The following is an 18,354-nucleotide window of genomic DNA, read 5'->3' on the forward strand; positions in this document are numbered from 1 at the left end:
CTATATTCCCTCCGCCGCACCTTGCGATTGATAATTCCAAAGCTGAGAATAGTATCCACCTGTATCAATTAACTCATCATGCGGTCCAGACTCTACAATCTGTCCCTTGTCCACGACTACAATCCTATTGCAATCTTTAACAGTTGAAAGGCGATGAGCAATTATCAAAACAGTACGGTTCTGGCTGATAGCAGCCATATTTCGCTGAATAATATGTTCGGATTCATAATCCAAAGCTGAAGTGGCTTCATCAAGAATTAAAATACGAGGATTGGTAAGTAAGGCCCGGGCAATGGCTATCCGCTGACGCTGCCCTCCTGAAAGGCCCGTCCCCTGCTCACCAATCATAGTGTCATAACCTTCGGGTAATTCAAGGATAAAATCATGCGCCCCGGCAAGCTGGGCCGCCCGCACCACGGATTCCATGGGCGCACCGGGCTCAGCAAGTGCAATATTATCACGAACAGTGCGGTTAAAAAGCATATTTTCCTGTAAAACCACACCAACCTGACGGCGAAGCCACGCAGTATCAACCAATGTTAAGTCAATTCCATCCACCAAAACTCGTCCTTTTTCAGGTACATAAAGTCTCTGAACAAGGTTGGTTAAAGTGCTTTTCCCTGAACCGGAACGACCGACAATCCCCAAAGTCTCACCAGCCTCTATAGAAAGATCGACATCTTGCAGAATAAACGGGCCGTCCTGCCGATATTTAAAACTGCAGGTCTCAAATTTAACCTCTCCCTTGAGCGAAGGAAGTGTCGATCTATTCGGGTTGTAGCCCGGTTCTGTAGGGTTATTTAAAATATCCCCCAGCCTCTCAAGCGACACTCCTGCCTGTTGAAAGTCCTGCCATACCTTTGAAAGTCTCAGAATCGGGCCACTGACACGTCCGGCCATCATATTGAAGGCAATGAGCTGACCGATACTCAAATCGCCGTCAATAACGCTTCTGGAGCCTATCCAAAGGATAAGTAGAGTCGTAATTTTGCTTAAGAATGTAGTGGCCTGAACCGCAAAGTTACCTAAATTATCGGTACGAAATGCAGACTTTACATATCCAGCCAACAAATCTTCCCAGTGGCGCTGAAATTGCGGCTCTACCGCCATGGATTTTAACGTCTGCACTCCGGTAATCGTTTCGACCAAAAAAGCTTGGGATTCTGCTCCACGCTGGAATTTTTCATCCAGCCTGCGTCGTAAAACGGGAGTGACGAACACTGAAAGCCCAACATAAAAAGGCAAAATCCCAAGCACCAGCAAGGTCAATTTCCAGCTGTAAAAAAACATTACCAAAATAAAAACAAAGGTGAAAAACAGATCAATAACAATCGTTAAAGTAGATCCGGTCAAAAATCGGCGTATACTTTCAAGTTCACGCACCCGCGCAACTGAATCCCCAACCCTCCGGGCATTGAAATAGGCCAACGGCAATGAGACAAGGTGTGAGAATAACTTAGCACCCAGAGTCACATCCACCCTGTAAGTAGTATGCGAAAAAAGCCACGTTCGTAGTCCGCCTAGAACGACCTCGAACGCGAAAATCGCCAAAAGACCAACCGCAAGTACATCAAGGGTTGTCAGCCCCTTATGGACAAGAACCTTATCGATAATAACCTGAAAAAATAGAGGCGTAACCAGCCCAAACAACTGTAAAAAAAACGAAGCAAGCAGAACTTCTCCAAACAGCCGCTTATACTTCAGAAGAGCAGGGATAAACCAGCTGATATTAAACTTACGTATTGCCTCCGGAAGAATTGATCTCTTCGTGATCAGCAGCAACCTCCCGGACCATACGTTGGAAAACTCATCTATTGAAATTTTCTCAGCACCTTTTTTAAAAGGATGCTGCAACAGGACATCGTCTTCTCTGGCTCCCCCAATGATCATCCAGTTACCGTCGTTCATCAGAGCCATAGCCGGAAAAGGAACTTTCAAAAGTTTCGCACAATCCCGCTCAATAACCTTGGCTTTCAATTCAAGAGCCCGTGCGGCCTTGATAAGATCAAGCTGACTCATGGCTGAACCGGCAGGGGCAAACCTGTGCCTGATACCGTCGGGGTCAGCCGCGACACCATGAAAACGGGCTAAAAGAACTAAAGAAACAAGTCCAGTATCTTGAACTTCAGATGGGCCTGCTGAACTATTTTCGCCGCTGTTTTTTTCTTCACTCATATAAACTAATTCTTTTCCCAGCTTGCGGCGATCATACTTTGCGCCCCGTCATGAATTTCAGAAGGCACAGTTAAAATTCCTGCACTACTTGGAGAGTATGAGGACATGGCTTCAACAAGTCCCTGCACTTGACTTTCTACTAAAACAGACCCGTCAGATAATTTAAATTCCGCTAGATGATTATCTTGCGAACTATACCAACCATCCACGCTAAGCTTATCAGCACTGCCAATAACCCCAACTGTCAGATCGGCTCCTGTCTTGAAAAACCACAACTCATCTTGAGTTATGCCTTCGCCGAAAACAGCGGTATTGGATCCGGAATTGTCATAGATCTGGTCAGAACCATCACCTTCGTTAAATAGGTAGGTGTCGTCACCTTCTCCACCATAAAGGCGGTCATCACCTGTTCCGCCATGGAAAGTATCATTGCCGACATCACCGTAAAGCCTGTCATTGCCGCTATCGCCATGAAATTCATCATCACCGGAACCACCGTACAGCCCGTCATCGCCTTCGCCGCCATAAAGCTTATCTGCATCATTACCTCCATAGAGACGGTCTTCACCGATTCCACCGGAAAGGGTGTCATCACCGTTGCCTCCGTTAAGGTAATCGTCGCCGGAATCTCCTACCATAGTGTCATCACCGGAACGACCATAGAGAGCATCTCCGACAGTAAGTCCCCTCATAAAATCATCACCGCCGGAACCGTAAACTACGTTCTGGTCCAGCTCCGCGCCTGTGGTAGTAAGTTTGGCTCTCCCTGCAATGGTCTGGTCACCATCGCTCACATCAAAAGCCAGCTCAACTTCCCCCACGCCGGAAAGCGAAGAGGTAAACGTCCAGAAATTATCCGCATTCCTGAATAGTGATCCCGAACCTGAAGCAATGGTAAGATTTGTAATACTTAAACTATCACCCTCGATGTCACTGACATTTGCAAGCAGGTTGGCGGAAGTAATATATTTAAAAGTGCCGCTGGCTACATTACCAAGATAAGTTTCTGCATTAACAACAGGGGCATCATTCACAGCAGCAACGGTTAGCCCAGCAGTGGCCGGAGCGGTCAGTTTTCCATCACTGACCTCGTAACTTAGGCTGACCGGGCCATTAAAATTTTGGGCAGGAGTATAGGTCCAAGTGCTGTCACCGTTATCTACCAAAGAACCGGAAGACACCGTCAGACTAGCAATACTCAAGCTATCACCGTCAATATCGGAAGCATTGGCAAGAAGATCGGCGGCACTTATCAGGAAAGGAGTATCTTCATCTACACTGCCAAGATCTATCGCACTGCCGAAAGTAGGAGCATCGTTTACTGCTGTGACTATAATCCCGGCACTGGTTGGAGCACTCAAATGACCATCGCTGACTTCGTAGCTCAAACTGACCGGACCGTTAAAATCTTGGGCAGGCTTGAAAATCCAAGTGTTGTCGCCGTTATCCACCAAAGAACCGGAAGAGACGGAAAGGTTTGCGACACTCAGACTGTCACCTTCTACATCAGAAGCATTAACAAGAAGGTCTGCTGCACTTATAATTAAGGAATTATCTTCAGCCACATTGCCGAGATCGATCACAGCACTGGAAACAGGGGCATCGTTCACCGCTGTTACTGCAAGAGCAGCACTGGCCGGGGCACTCAATTGACCATCACTGACTTCATAGCTGAAGCTGACCGGCCCACTATAATCCTTGGCGGGAGTATAAGTCCAAGTGCTGTCACCATTATCTACCAAGGCCCCCGAAGAAACGGAGAGATTCACAACACTCAAGCTATCACCTTCCACATCAGAGGCATTGGCTAGGAGATCAGCTGTACTTATCAGTAAGGGAGTATCCTCAGACATATTGCCGAGATCAACGGCTGCACCGGACAGAGGCGCATCGTTAACCGCTGTCACAGTAAGCCCGGCGCTGGCTGGAGCATTTAAATCACCGTCACTAACATCGTAACTGAGGCTGACTGAGCCGTTAAAATCCTGAGCAGGGGTAAAAGTCCAAGTGTTGTCACCGTTATCCACCAAAGACCCGGAAGAAACGGACAGATTTGCGACACTAAGGCTGTCACCATCTACATCGGTTGCGTTTGCAAGAAGATCAGCGGCACTTATCAGTAGAGAATTGTCTTCAACGACATTGCCAAGATCAACAGTAATCCCAGCAACAGGAGTATCATTCACTGCTGTTACAGTAATTCCAGCACTAGCCGGAGCACTCAGATGACCGTCACTTACATCGTAACTGAGGCTGACAGAACCATTAAAATCTTGGTCTGGAGTATAGGTCCAAGTATTGTCACCGTTATCTACCAAGGCCCCGGAAGAAACAGACAGATTTGTTACACTTAGACTGTCGCCATCAATATCGGAAGCATTGGCAAGAAGATCTACCGCGCTTATCAGTAAAGGTGCATCTTCACCAACACTACCGAGATCGATAGCAGCACCAAAAACAGGGACATCATTCACTGCTGTTACAGTAAACCCGGCACTGGCCGGAGTGCTCAAATTGCCGTCACTTACTTCGTAACTGAGGTTGACTGATCCGTTAAAATCATGGGTGGGAGTAAAAGTCCAAGTATCGTCGCCGTTATCAACCAGCGAACCGGACGAGACACTCAGATTTACAACATCCAGACTGTCGCCGTCTATGTCCGAAGCATTAGCAAGAAGATCTGCTTTGCTGAAGGTCAGCGACTCATCCTCTGCCACATCGGCAAGCATGATAGCGGCTCCTGCAACAGGAGAATCATTAACAGGATCAACCTTCAACTCAGCCGAAGCCGGGGTTAAATAAGTCCCGTCTGACACAGAAAAATCAAACTTAACTGTTCCGTTAAAGTCTGCAGCAAGAGTATAGTCCCAGACACCATTGCCTTTATCTGTCAGGATTCCGCCCCCCTGGACAACAGTCAAATCGACCACAGTCAGAGAATCACCATCAACATCAATTGTTTCAGCCAGTAACCCCGCAGCGGTGATTTCAAGGCTGTTATCCTCCGAGACAGCACCCAGATCAGCAACTGCACCGACTCTTGGAGCGTCATTAACGGCCTGCACAACAAGATCTGCAACAGCTACCTCAGTAAACATTCCATCGGAAACCTGATAAGCCAAACGGATATTTCCAGCCCAGTCTGAAGCAGGACTGAAACGCCAGTTGCCATTCTCTAGCCGGACAATTTCGCCATCACCTTCGGCAACGGTAAGCCCTTCAACCGTCAGCTCATCACCATCTACATCATTCACATGCTGCAGTAGATCGGCCTTAGAAATTTCAAAAGAACCATCTTCTTCAATGCTCCCCAAATCTGCAATATCAAGCACTACCGGAGCATCATTATCAGGGACGATCAACAGAACTCCCGTGGCATGCACAGCGTACTCGCCATCACTAACAGAGACATTCAGATCAACAGAACCGTTCCAGTCTGCATCCGGGGTAAACTTCCATTTACCGCCACCCAAATCTTCCAGCTCTCCCACTTCGGAAGCAAGGGTCAGTGAATCCAAGGCGAGGTCAGGAGAATCCACATCCTTAATTGAACTCCAGATGTCATCAAGAGTAAACTCAATGGAGCTGTTCTCCCTAGCCACCCCAAGACTGAAGGAAGTGGGAACCGGGCCGTTTGCTTCATCCTTGCGCCCGGTAATACCAATTCTGGGGGCATCGTTCACCGGAGTAACAATTGCGCTGGCTGTTGCCGAGACCGGAAGCTCGCCGTCAGAAACGACATAAGAAATATCCGCAGTGCCGTTCCAGTCCAAAGCAGGCCGAAAAGTCCATGTACCGTCACCGTTATCAACAAGTTCACCTACGCTCTCCGGCACACTGATCTCGGAGACAAACAACACTCCGTCTTCTACATCGCTAACCGCAGAAAGCAATTTCTCAGCCGAAACAAGCAGTTCACCATCTTCTGCAATGGTTCCCAGTTCAAGACTACTTCCAGCCACAGGCGCGTCATTAACCGGGGTCACATCCACAAGTGCTGATGTGGAAACAGAGTACTCACCATCACTGACATCGTAGCCAAACTTAGCAGTACCATTCCAGTTTCCAGCTGACTTGAAAGTCCATCCATTTACGCTGTCACCGGAAACAACTCCCTCGCCTTCAAGAAGGACTACATTTGTTACGGTCAATTCAGAGGTCAGGTTATCGATATCGGTAGTATTGGCCAGAAGGTCGGCTGCGCTGAAATTTAAGGTTCCGTCTTCGGCAACATCGCTTAACTGAACGGGATCACCGGCAACAGGCGCGTCATTCACGTTAGAAACATCAAACGAAACCTCAGTAGAAACCGACGCCTCGCCATCTGTTATGTCATAAGTAAACTTGGCTGTTCCGGTAAAATCTTTCGCTGGCTTAAAAGTCCATGTGCCATCGCCGTTATCAACAATTGTTCCAAATTCAGGAGCGACAGCCAAATTCTGCACATTTAGGTGGGAGTTATCAGCAGTATCAATATCAGATGCATTGGCGATCAGCTCCGCACGGGTAATGACGAAATCGACTTCCTCAATCTGTCCGCCCAAGATGACAGGATCACTCACCACTGGAGCGTCGTTAGTAGCCACAACATTCATCTCCGCTGAGTTGGCAACGGAAAATTCGCCGTCAGTGACATCATAGTTGAGAGTCACTTTACCATTAAAATCCTTCGCAGAGACAAAGTTCCATGTGCCGTCACCGTTATCTGAGATGGTGCCAGCGTTATCAGCTACAGTAAGATTTTCAATATTCAGATCAGTTGAATCTATATCGGTAATATTTGAGGTCAACTCTGCTACACTGATGATTCTGAAAGCATCCTCTGCGGCTTCAGCAAGGATGAGGTTATCATTATTCTTTACAGGGGCATCGTTTACAGCATCTACGGTAATCTTAGCAGAGTTGGGGGTGATGATATTGCCCTGTTTTACGTCATAAGTAATATCTAGTTCGCCGTTCCAGTCTTCTGGGGGAGTGAAAGTGTAGGATGTGCTTTCATTAACTAAATAAGTGCTGAATACCATATTTTGGGATGTACTAGCGCCATCAATCATCCAATGAATTATATACGCGTTGTCCTTTTGGATGGCATTATAAATTACTGCGTCTGGATAGGGAGCATCAAAATCAAACGTTTTAACAATTTGTTTTCCTGACTTGTCAAAAAGCCATGCAACTCCTGAATTTTCAGAAGAATTATTTCTTGATGTTGTTATAAAAAGGAAACCATCCGCCACGGCAAAAGTACTACCTGGCCTATAATTTGGCCGATATGTCCGATCAATATAAGAATTACTTTCTATCTCATTTCCGTATTTATCGAAAACACAAGTACGTATAGAACCACTAATGAAATGTTCACCACAAAGAACAAATGCATACTTTTGTTCTGGCAACTCAACAAATTGAATTCTATCAGCAAAAAGGCTACTGCCCCAGATATATTCTTTTTGCGAAATTAATTGTCCCTCAAAATCATAAATAGTATGGCGATATAAAGTGTTATGTTCATCAATATCATCTTTGTTTTTTTCAAGAACTAAATATCCACCATTAAATGGATAAATACCTCTTTGAGGTGCATGGTGCAGTAATTCATAATCAGAATCTGTCCCTATTGCTAGATTAGATATGATTTCGTTACTAGAGTTAATGTAGGCACATTTCCAAACACTTCCTTCATTTTCAGCATAATCTGACCATCGTATAAAACACCTATCGCCAACGCTCATAACATAAGGGGTCATATAGTATCTTCTAATTCGGTCATTGTGAAAATGAGTAGATGTATTGCTCAATATGTTTGTATCTATTTGTAATGGGGGCCCTTGTTGTGCTCCAGTTTGATCAAAGCGCATAAAAATCATTTTCTCATCATTATCGCTTTTTTTGCTAGGGCAACCATACAACACAAACCCACCGTCAAAACATGATGTTCCACCAAACAGATACTCTGTCTCTCCTAGGGTATATATAACCTTGCTAATATGGCCACTCTGGTCATATAAAGCAACTTCTTGCTTATCAACATAAATAAATTTACCGTTTTCAAGGTATACAATTCTCCTACGGCCTCCCCCCCAATAATCTCCTAACCTAAGATTACTATCTATCTCCTTACTAATCTCAAAATCAAATGACTCTATCTTTTTTTCAATACTTACATTTTTACATTCAAAGTTAACATTTTCAACACTTAGTTTTTCACCATTCCCCCCCGCGATATTCCCCAACAGCTCATTTGTGGTAATGGTAAAAGTCCCATCCTCATTCATATGCCCAAAGTCAACACTTCCGGTAACCACGGGTTTATCAACAGGAAGAACATTGAGGGAGGCGCCAGCCTCAACACTGGCTTCACCATCTGAAACATCATATTTAAATGTAACCGGGCCGGGGTTATTTACTGAAGTGGTATACTTCCAGCGATTAGGGCCGACAGCTTCAATTGTACCAGCTCCACTTTCGATTCTTAAATTTGAAATAGACAAATCGCTGTCATCAACATCAGAAACACCTGCAACAAGCTCTGCAAGAGTAATGTATTTCCAGTCTCCTTCGTCGACAGAACCGAAATTGACCTCTTCATTAAACACTGGAGCATCATTGATATTGCTAACTTGAAATGATTTTACGGACTTGGTGCTCTTTTCGCCATCTGAAACATTGTAGCTGACCTCCGCAGTGCCATACCAATCTTTCGCAGACTTAAAAGTCCATGAACCATCTGAGTTATTGACTATTTCACCTTCGCCAGATTCAATAACTACATCACTGACGGATAATTGAAGCCCCTCAGGGTCCGAGGCTCCGGCAAGCAGTTCATCCAACTGAAATGTAACATCCACTTCCTCTTGGGTAGAGTTAAGAGTGAGTCCACTTTCAACAACAGGCGCGTAATTAAAATTTGTTAATTCAAGTGATGCGGAACCAGTTCTGCTGACTGAACCGTCTGAGACGGTAAAACTAAGCTTCAAAGTTTCCTCAACACCCTCTATTGGCCTATATGTCCATGAACCGTCACCGTTACTTTCTAAAACGCCTTGCCCCTCAAGTACCGAAATATCTGTCACAGAGAGAATATCACCATCAACATCGTCAACAAACGCGAGAAGATCTGAACTATAAATTATTTGCTCAGAATTATTAAATCCGGAATCCAGAAATGTAGAACTAAAAATCGGGGCATCATTTACCGCAGCAACCTGCATCACTGCTTCAGTAGAAATAACTGGCCCACCTTCCACCCCAACATCATAAATAAAGCTAACCTCTCCATTCCAGTTTTCAGTAGGCTTGAATGTCCACTGCCCATCACCATCTGTCACAATAGAGCCTATTTCAGAAGGACAAGTTAGATTGAGAACACGGAGATTAGGTGAACGTATAGAGACATTGGCAAGCAACTCTGCTGCCGAAATAGTCAAATTACTATCTTCATCTGTGTTTAGGACAACGCTAGAACTATTCTCCCAGAGAGGAACGGAAAGACTGAACTCTTTGTTAACACTTGCACCGGATTCATCGGTAACAGTGACCTTTAACTGTTGATTGGCTACATCGGTTAACGCGGGAGTTCCACTTAACACAGTACCATCAAATGAAAGCCATGCCGGAAGGGCAGAACCATCTGCACAAGTAACAGAGTATGTGAGCTGATCACCGTCAGCATCCTTACCAATCTCTGCAAGGTTGAGGCTGAATTCTGACTCTGGATTAGCAATAACTTCGGTATCCCAAATATCGGAAACAAGGGTGGGAATAAGATTTGTGCCAGCCGCGCCGAGGATATTTTGTTTTTTAAGGGATGTTGAATCAAAATTCTCAAGAACTATAGATTGACCATTGGACAGTTTGATGACGGTATTATCACCATCCATTGTGGTAGCAGAACGTAATTTACTAAAGTCTGAAATTTCATCAAACGCGCTTAAATCAAGAACATCGCCAGCACTGGGATCAAAGTCTGAGATTGTGGTCACTGCGCCATAGTCACGGGTAATGACAAAGGTATCCTCGCCGCCATTTCCTCGCAGGGAATCATTTCCGCCGCCACTGATCAGGACATTGCTTTCTTCATTACCAACGAGAGTATCACTGTATTTACTACCTTCGACACCTTCAATACTTACAAGCGTATCATTCTCGGCATCGCCGCCTGACATTTCACTTGTGGCAAGGTTAACCGAAACGCCTTCAGCAGAATCTTTATAACTGGCAATATCGACTCCAGCCCTACCATTCAAAACATCTGAGCCGCTGTATCCTATTAGGGTGTCATTGCCAGCACCACCAAAAATCTGGTCATTTTCAGCAGTTCCTCTGAGGGGAACGGCTGTACCATCGCCAAGAATAATTCCATTTACATTGGAAGCAGCAGAACTGTTTTCAGCAGATTGCCAAACAACAACAGTCTGCCCATTATCCAGTGTAACCAAAGAAGGCGTAGCATTCTCGTCTTCTGAATAATCAGCAATTACTTCAATTTCACTAACAGCTTGCCCATTGGCATTAAAAGTCTGCTGCTTGATATTTGTTTCTTTGTAATCTGCCCACGCGATTGTAAAACCACCATCTGCAGTTGCGGCTAGTGACTGTAGGCCATTAAGTTTTGAGGACCCTGAACATCGTCTGATATTAACAAGTTCTTTTACTTCCCCAACACAATCACCCTTACTATCATACCGTTGGGAATAAAAAGCGATGCGGTTATCATAATAAGCATTCCAAACAATCAAAACATCGCCATTAACGAGCTCTACGGCCTGCGGAATTCCTCGCCCATAATTAATTTTATTCTGCTTTTGGTTAACCTGAAACTCTGCCCCGACTTTCTCGCCTTGAGCTGAAAACCTCTGGGCAAAAACATTATATTTCTTACTTTCATTAGCAACATCACGATTATCCCACATAATCATGTATCCGCCGTCTGAAAGACTCAAAATATTCGTATTTACACGATATTGCTCCTGCCCCCCACTAACAATGATATCTTCACCAATCGCTTGGATTCTCGAATCAAATTGCCGCGCATAAACATTATCCGATTTAGAAGCCCCATCCCAATCACTCCAGACGGCAACAAAACCACCATTTTCAAGAGACGTAACAGCAGGCATCTCTTGCCCGACTCTGCCCTCACTGCTGATCAAAAACTCATTACCCTGCGGATTGCCCAAATCATCAAAACGCTGCCCGCAGATATAATTCTTCCCTTCGTATGAATTCCAGACAACCAGATACCCACCGCCTTCCAAGGCGGTGATTGAGGTTTCCAACTGATGCGATGAGGTCTGGCTGTTTACACGTCTTTCCTCGGTCAACTGGTTACCGGCAGCATCGTAAATCTTTGTGTAGACATCCGTATCTTCCCCGTAGCCGCCATAGGCGACTGCAAATCGCCCACCACTGAGGGCAGTAATGGCAGGACGCATCTGATCGGCCATTTCTTTATCTGTGCCGTAAAACTCAGTACGCAGGTTGTCATTGACCTGAAAAACATTCTGCGATGCGCTTTGATTGATAAATCTAACAGGGACATCCAATACGGTTGCTGCACCGCTCGGATCAGTAACCTGAACTTTAAAAACATCATCGCCATGGTAACCATTGTCAGCGGTGTAGGAATAGGTGCCATCCTCATCAACCACAACACTGCCATGCCCGGCATCTTCCAGAACTGAATACTTGAGACTTGAATCGTCATCATCAATATCCGAAGCCTGAAATTGACCGGAAACAGCACTGCCGTCAGTTACGATAATATTGCAGGAAGTAAATGTAGGGGCATCATTAACATTTTCAACATTTATATGGACGGTGGCCGTGACCTCATTTCCGTTGCCATCTTCCACGGCGTAATCAAAGCTGGCGGCCCCGGTGAAATCTTTATCCGCAACAAACTTTACATTGCCGCTGGAATCAACACTGATCTGGCCGTGCTGGGGGTTAAGGAATGAACTGATTGAAACGGTATCTCCCTCAGGGTCGGTAATTCCGGCGATTATGTCGGAAGCACTAACTTCAAGGGTCCCTTCTTCCTGCATATCGTAAGAAAAATCCTGAACCTGAGGGGCAAGATTGACTCCGATATATTTTGTCTGGTCCGCAAACTGTAGAAATTCAGCATTGGAGATGGTGTCTATGCCGTCTGCTCCGGTAACAGTGACCTTGCCATTTACAACATCGGAAATAGTATAGTCGTCCATGTAGCCGGAAAAACGAACAGTATCATTTCCAGCACCGCCATCAATTATATCATCCCCGGCACCGCCGACAATTTCGTCATCAGCAGCATCACCGAAGAGAGTGTCCGCACCTTCGCCGCCAAGCAGGAGGTCAGCACCCGCACCACCGTGCATGGTATCTTCGCCAAGTCCTCCCGAGAACTTGTTGTCTTCAGCGTTACCTGTAAATGAGTCATTATGGTCGGAACCAATGACACTTTCCACATTGGTGATGACGTCACCCTCGGCATCACCGCCGGAGCTTGCTCCGGTTAAATTTACGCTGATACCACTTTCCGATTTTGCATAAGAAACGAGATCATCACCGCGTCCACCATCAAGCCTGTCAGCCCCTTTACCGCCGATTAGCCTGTCATCTCCACGTCCACCGCGAAGATAATTGTCAGAATCGTTACCAACCAGAATATCGTCACCGTCGCCAGTAAAGGCGTTTTCGATAACAACATCATCGCCAATTTTGAGCGTATTTTCTGCAACCCAGCTGGTTGCTCCCGCTTCAAGGTTGATTATTTGATCTGTGGTAACAGCTGCGGCATTGATGGTATCAATCCCTTCAGCATCATTGAGGACACGCCGATTAGCAAACTCATCTCCAGCAAAATTCTTGTACTCATTGGTGTAAACGTAGGTATTATCGGCTGTCGCGGCATCGCCGTAAGCAGTAAGTTTCCAATAATTAAGCCGCCCGGTGTCACCTGTGCGATGATCCTTAACTGTTAGAGTCCAGTCACCTTCACTGATTTCACCCCAATTATGGGTGGTCATGAAGGTCCAGTTTATGTTGTTTTCATCAGCCCCTGTATCATTGGGATCATCAGGGTTCTTTTCAATACGGTTGAGCAGGACGCTCTGGGTGCCATCTGGAGAAGTTAAAATAAGTTCAAGGTCGCCGATATGGGTATGGGAAATATTAACGTGGACTTCTACGGTCTGAACATCAATACCCGCATTAAAGTGGATGGAATCTGAAATTCCGGCAGAATCGCCGTCAGTGATAGATTTATAACAGGTCCGAGTGCCGCTCACCGAGACTTCATTTGCTGAAGTTCCAGCACCTATGGAATCGTGTGTACTGGTTTCTGTCCAGACTTCAGCAAGACGCACCGCTGCGAGAGCATCTACGAGTCCGTATCCATCGTCATGGCTGACATGGAGACCGCCGCCATTCCAGTTATTAGCACCATTTGTTGCCCAGCTTTCGCTAGTAGGGTCATTCTGAACTGCGGAATATGCAAAAATTTCTTGAACATCACGCCATCCAAGTTGAGGATTGGCTTCAAGGATGAGTGCTGCAACTCCAGCTACAACAGCTGAGGAACCGCATGTCCCACCAAAAAAGCGGTAATCATCAAGCGTTGTTTCTGTAAAATTTGTTACATTAGTGGTGATTATTTCATCGCCGGGAGCTGTGATTAGTAAAGACGCCCCTGGATTGCTCCAGTGCATATGTTTGAAGTCTTTACCAATAGCAGCAACGCTTATGTGCCTTCTAGAGTTACTCTTGGTTGTATAGTTGGAGTCAACAAAATATTTACGATCATTCCCACCGGGACTAACGAAGACTGTGCCAAGTCCATTTCTGCCCGCTCGCAATGCGTTCTCCTGATCATTGATAAAAATGTCATCTTTTCCTAGAGGAGAAAAAAGATTGCCTTTTGTATAAACTTTGGCTCTTGCAATTTCTGCGGGAGTCATTTTGCCGTAATACATTTTAGTCGCAAAACGAATTGCAACATCAAATTGACTTTGTCCCTTTAAATCTAGTCCATCTACATATTCTTGAATCGTATTAGTTATAGATGCATTATATGCGATTCCTAATACGCCTTTTCCATCGTTGGCTGCAGCGATAATTCCAGTTGTTCCAGTTCCGTGACTATTTGAAGGATCTCGGTCTCTAACAAAACCATCTCTAGCGCCTGTTCTGTAATTATAATCCTTACTTTTGTCGTAGTTAGGTGCAATATCCGTATGAGTGTAGTCAACTCCGGTATTTTCATTGTTCCCGATAAAAACACCAGCACCAGTATAGTCCTTCCATACTTCCGGGATATTCATGGCCTCGAAATGCCATTGGTGTTCAAAGAACTCCCCTTTATTATCGGCCTCAATATCAATTGTTACTTTTGCGGAATCTTTCCCGCCGTGGCCGTCATCCACTTTATATTCGAAACTTGCTTCGCCGGAAAAGCCTTCATCTGGGGTAAAAATTACGGAATCATTAAAACCTAAACGAACGCTACCGCCAATGGTTTTACCCACGGAAGCTATGGAAAGAATATCAAAATCTTTATCTGAATCGTTTTTAAGCAGATCGTACTTTGTAAATACTATATCTTGATTTTCTTTACCCTTACCGGAATCACCCTTGGCGATGGGGGCGTTATTGCTTGCGCTTAAATGTACTGTTTTGTCTTTGAAAATTATTCTCTCAACACTCACAAGGGTATCTTCACCTTCTCCATACCCTTCGGGATAATTGTGCTTTACTGTTACTGAACCATCTGTATTTTCTAAAACGGTATACTCGCTGCTGTCCCCAGCAAACAGCGCAGAATCGTCACCATCACCGCCATCAAAATAGTCATTGCCACCGCCACCGCGAAAATAGTCATCCTTATTACTACCGATTAGACAGTCGTCCCCGCCGCCTGCCGTAACCACTACCGCTGAATTGCCAGCAGTAAAACTATCATTCCCAGCACCGGACTCAACTATCTCAAAACTTGTAGCACCCAAATCAATAGTAAAATCATCATCACTCTCAACGATAAGCTCATCGACGCCACTTCCGCCATGGAAATATGCATCCTCGGAATCAATGGTAATATTATCATTGCCAGCACCGCCGGAAAGAGAGTCACTACCTGTCCCGCCAGAAATAGTGTCGTCTCCTGCCCCTCCAGACAAAATATCATTTCCTGCTTTACCTAACAGAAGAGCAGACTTCTTTCCTGCTAAAGAAATCTCATCATTACCAACGCCACCGTAGATATTCTGTACTTCTTTTAAATCCTGATCAAAATTATGTGCAGTTCCTGAAACGACTGCAATTTTCTCTCCTCTGTTATCGAGATATATTTTGGCATCACCGACTTGCTCAACCAATTCATATTTAGAATAATAAGAACTTAATCCAACATCAGCCACCTCATGAATCTCACCATTTATTATAGCGTGAGTTACACCAAGCACGACATTACCATTAACAAAATAACTCTCATCATCCCGGTTCAACTTGATGGATTCAATACCAAGAGAGCTTAAACTGAAAAGTTCGCCCTCATCTGAAACTGCATCCTGATCTAAATCACGCCAAACTTGAACCTCATCATACTTAACGTCATTAGTATCAAATTGGCCGTCATGGTTTGAATCAAACATAGCAAGAGCAGCAACGCCCGAATCTGCATTGTTAAACATGATATCTGAAAACATCTCGGTGCGATCCGAGATAAACCCATCAGAATTACGATCCCAGACCAAAATGCCATCATCTGGAGCAACCCACCCAACTCGTTGCAGGCTCCCATCTCCCTGCATATCAAACAAAACTGTGGATTGATCTATTCCAATCAGTTCAATACCATCACCATCAAAATCAATTGTTAATGGATCTCCATCTGGACCGGGGAGCAGGGACCCAAAACAGCCGCTCTCAAACATTTCCTCCTGCTCATTGAATATTGTCGTTACATTCTCAACAAACTCTGAAAAACCTTTGTCTAGTTCATCAAAAGCAATCTCAACGTATTCTTTAACTTTGTTACCAAGCTCTCCGAAAGTATAAGCTGCAACCATTCCTGCGCCGGGCCCTCCAAGCTCAGTTGCTGCTGCAACTACTGGGGTCCCTGCACAATAAAAACCAAGGCTTACCAATGCCTGGCAGCCATCTTTTGTTGCTCCGATCACAGATCCCTTTTTCACATTCTCAACTAATTCTTTCAATTCAGTGGCAAAGTCGCAGGCAGTCGTAAAACTATTCATAACCTTGCCAAATTGTTTCAACACTTTATCTTCAGTTGCTGCGGTAAATGCTAAAGTCGCTTTATATACCTCGCTATCTTTACCCAAAATATTATTAATATCCTTCCCATACTTATCTGCCATATTGATCAAAGTGGAAGGATTCGCATTATTAACTACTTTTGTATCAAAACTAAATTCATTTGTTGTAACATTAAAAGACACAGGATTGGGAACTGCACTATTTCTAATATCGTCAACATATCCAAATTGAACCTTTGATGTGATCGTGCTATTTTCCCCAAATACCATATCTGCATAAGCTTCACTCGGCGTTAATACCCCTACAAAACTATCGCTAATACTGTCTAAAAATTCTAATGCCCCATCTGCATACGCCATTGCATCATTTACAGCTTCACTGACATCCTCCACAGATCTTTCCAAAAACTGTCCTATTTGCTCAGCTGGAGATGAACTTTGGCTTGACTTAATAGACATTTAACCCACCTTACTAATTATAATAAATTGTAGAAGCCAACAGAAAACGTTATTTCTCAATAGCTATAAGAAAAACAACCGTACTACAGATAAGAAAAGCCATCACAACAGTAATCGATTCCTTTAAATGAGTTAAACCTAGCACATGACCATCAAAATAAGACATAGACAGTTCAAAAAGAAACGAAATCCCACAAAATAGCACAAAAACATAAATAAACAAAAATGAGATCAAATATTTACCACTTGCATTCCCAATAAGTCTGAAAGAATATACATAAAAAAAGCGCCTAAAGAGACAAACTGAGAATATAAATAGCAAAACAAAAACACCAAACAACGACTTTAAAATCAAACTAGTTACCGAATATGAGAAATAGCCCATGATGGATCCCAGCAAAATTGGTATAAACAACAATGACAATGTAGCGAACTGCCACAAAAATGGATTATTTCTAATTAAACTTGATTTGTTCAAAGCTATAACAACTTTCTCAGGGCTCTTGTCTGCTGAGAATCCCGTATAAAAACCAATCCCGACAACTCCCAAAATCTCTATTATTGATTGCGAATCAAATTTATCCCATGAATTAACACCATACCTTGTAAGCTTAATCCATAGCTGATAATATAAGGCAACTAGTGTACACGCGAATATCCCGCGAAATCGTATTACAAACCGACAAACCGGATTACTCTTAATCACTTGCATCTTCATCACCCCTTACCTACCACTCAACAACTGCAGCCCCAGCCCCATCAGGAGCAACCTGACGACTCTTAACAGTCTTCCCTTCAAAAACAGTCCGCTTCAAATCTTTCATCACCTCTTCAGCCCCACCAAACGGCGCAACCAAATCAACAAGCCAGATATTATCGCCATTATTCCATTCATCCGGGCGAAGTTTCACATGCCCGGCCTTGAGCCTTGCCTCAGTCTCTTCATTGACAGATGCCCAACAAACATAAGCGAAGGGCATTCCGTCTTTGCGAAAAATCCTGAACTGACGCAAACGAACCGGAGGAACAACCAACCATTTCATATCGGAAAGGAAAAAATATTCATGGACGGGACTATCCATCATAAGAGCAGTAACAACACCAAGAACAGATGAAAGGTCGGGCTGGACTTGAGCCTGCGATTCACTAGCTTCAGCATTTACATCAGGAGAAACATTATCACTCGAATCAACTGTATTCTTATTATTCTCTTCAGACACATTATACTCCTATTTTTATCAGCAAGAATTGAACTTGTATTTCATGATGGCAGGGTTAATTTTCAATTATGCCTATCTATGCATATTTGAATCAACTTGATTAACAGACTTTATCAAAAACGAGACTCGTATTATAACAATGCTCACTCAAATGCAATGCTTCAGAAAATATATCTTAAGATTAATAAACAAACGGTACTGCTAAAAACAAACCCGCCAGCTTTGCGTGCAAAACTGGCGGGTTA

4 protein-coding genes are annotated in these 18,354 nt (G+C 44.3%); all 4 read right to left on the reverse strand.

Annotation, left to right across the window (positions count from 1 at the left end; genetic code table 11):
* Genes D0S45_10355 through D0S45_10370 form a run of 4 tightly spaced genes read right to left on the reverse strand, consistent with a single transcriptional unit; the run spans window position 1 to window position 18,109 of the window.
* Window positions 1-2,175 carry a type I secretion system permease/ATPase gene (locus D0S45_10355; GenBank protein ID TIH15590.1) on the reverse strand — a complete coding sequence of 725 codons (2,175 nt, stop codon included), beginning with the start codon at window positions 2,173-2,175 and terminating at the stop codon, window positions 1-3.
* A 5-nt stretch (window positions 2,176-2,180) separates the two neighbouring features.
* Complete coding sequence (locus D0S45_10360) at window positions 2,181-16,889, reverse strand: tandem-95 repeat protein (GenBank protein TIH15591.1); 14,709 nt, start codon at window positions 16,887-16,889, stop codon at window positions 2,181-2,183.
* 49 nt (window positions 16,890-16,938) lie between these two features.
* The gene (locus tag D0S45_10365; GenBank protein ID TIH15592.1) at window positions 16,939-17,601 is read right to left on the reverse strand and encodes a hypothetical protein; all 663 of its coding nucleotides are present in this window, start codon (window positions 17,599-17,601) and stop codon (window positions 16,939-16,941) included.
* A 16-nt stretch (window positions 17,602-17,617) separates the two neighbouring features.
* Window positions 17,618-18,109 carry a toxin-activating lysine-acyltransferase gene (locus tag D0S45_10370; protein TIH15593.1) on the reverse strand — a complete coding sequence of 164 codons (492 nt, stop codon included), beginning with the start codon at window positions 18,107-18,109 and terminating at the stop codon, window positions 17,618-17,620.
* Between the last annotated feature and the right edge of the window lie 245 nt (window positions 18,110-18,354).

It is taken from the genome of Marinifilum sp. JC120 (assembly GCA_004923195.1).
In the GTDB taxonomy this organism is placed as follows: domain Bacteria; phylum Desulfobacterota; class Desulfovibrionia; order Desulfovibrionales; family Desulfovibrionaceae; genus Maridesulfovibrio.

What these genes read in the sequence shown, in the direction of transcription:
- D0S45_10360 (TIH15591.1), bottom strand. Translation starts at nt 16,889, where the DNA reads ATGTCTATTAAGTCAAGCCAAAGTTCATCTCCAGCTGAGCAAATAGGA.
- D0S45_10365 (TIH15592.1), bottom strand. Translation starts at nt 17,601, where the DNA reads ATGCAAGTGATTAAGAGTAATCCGGTTTGTCGGTTTGTAATACGATTT.
- D0S45_10355 (TIH15590.1), bottom strand. Translation starts at nt 2,175, where the DNA reads ATGAGTGAAGAAAAAAACAGCGGCGAAAATAGTTCAGCAGGCCCATCT.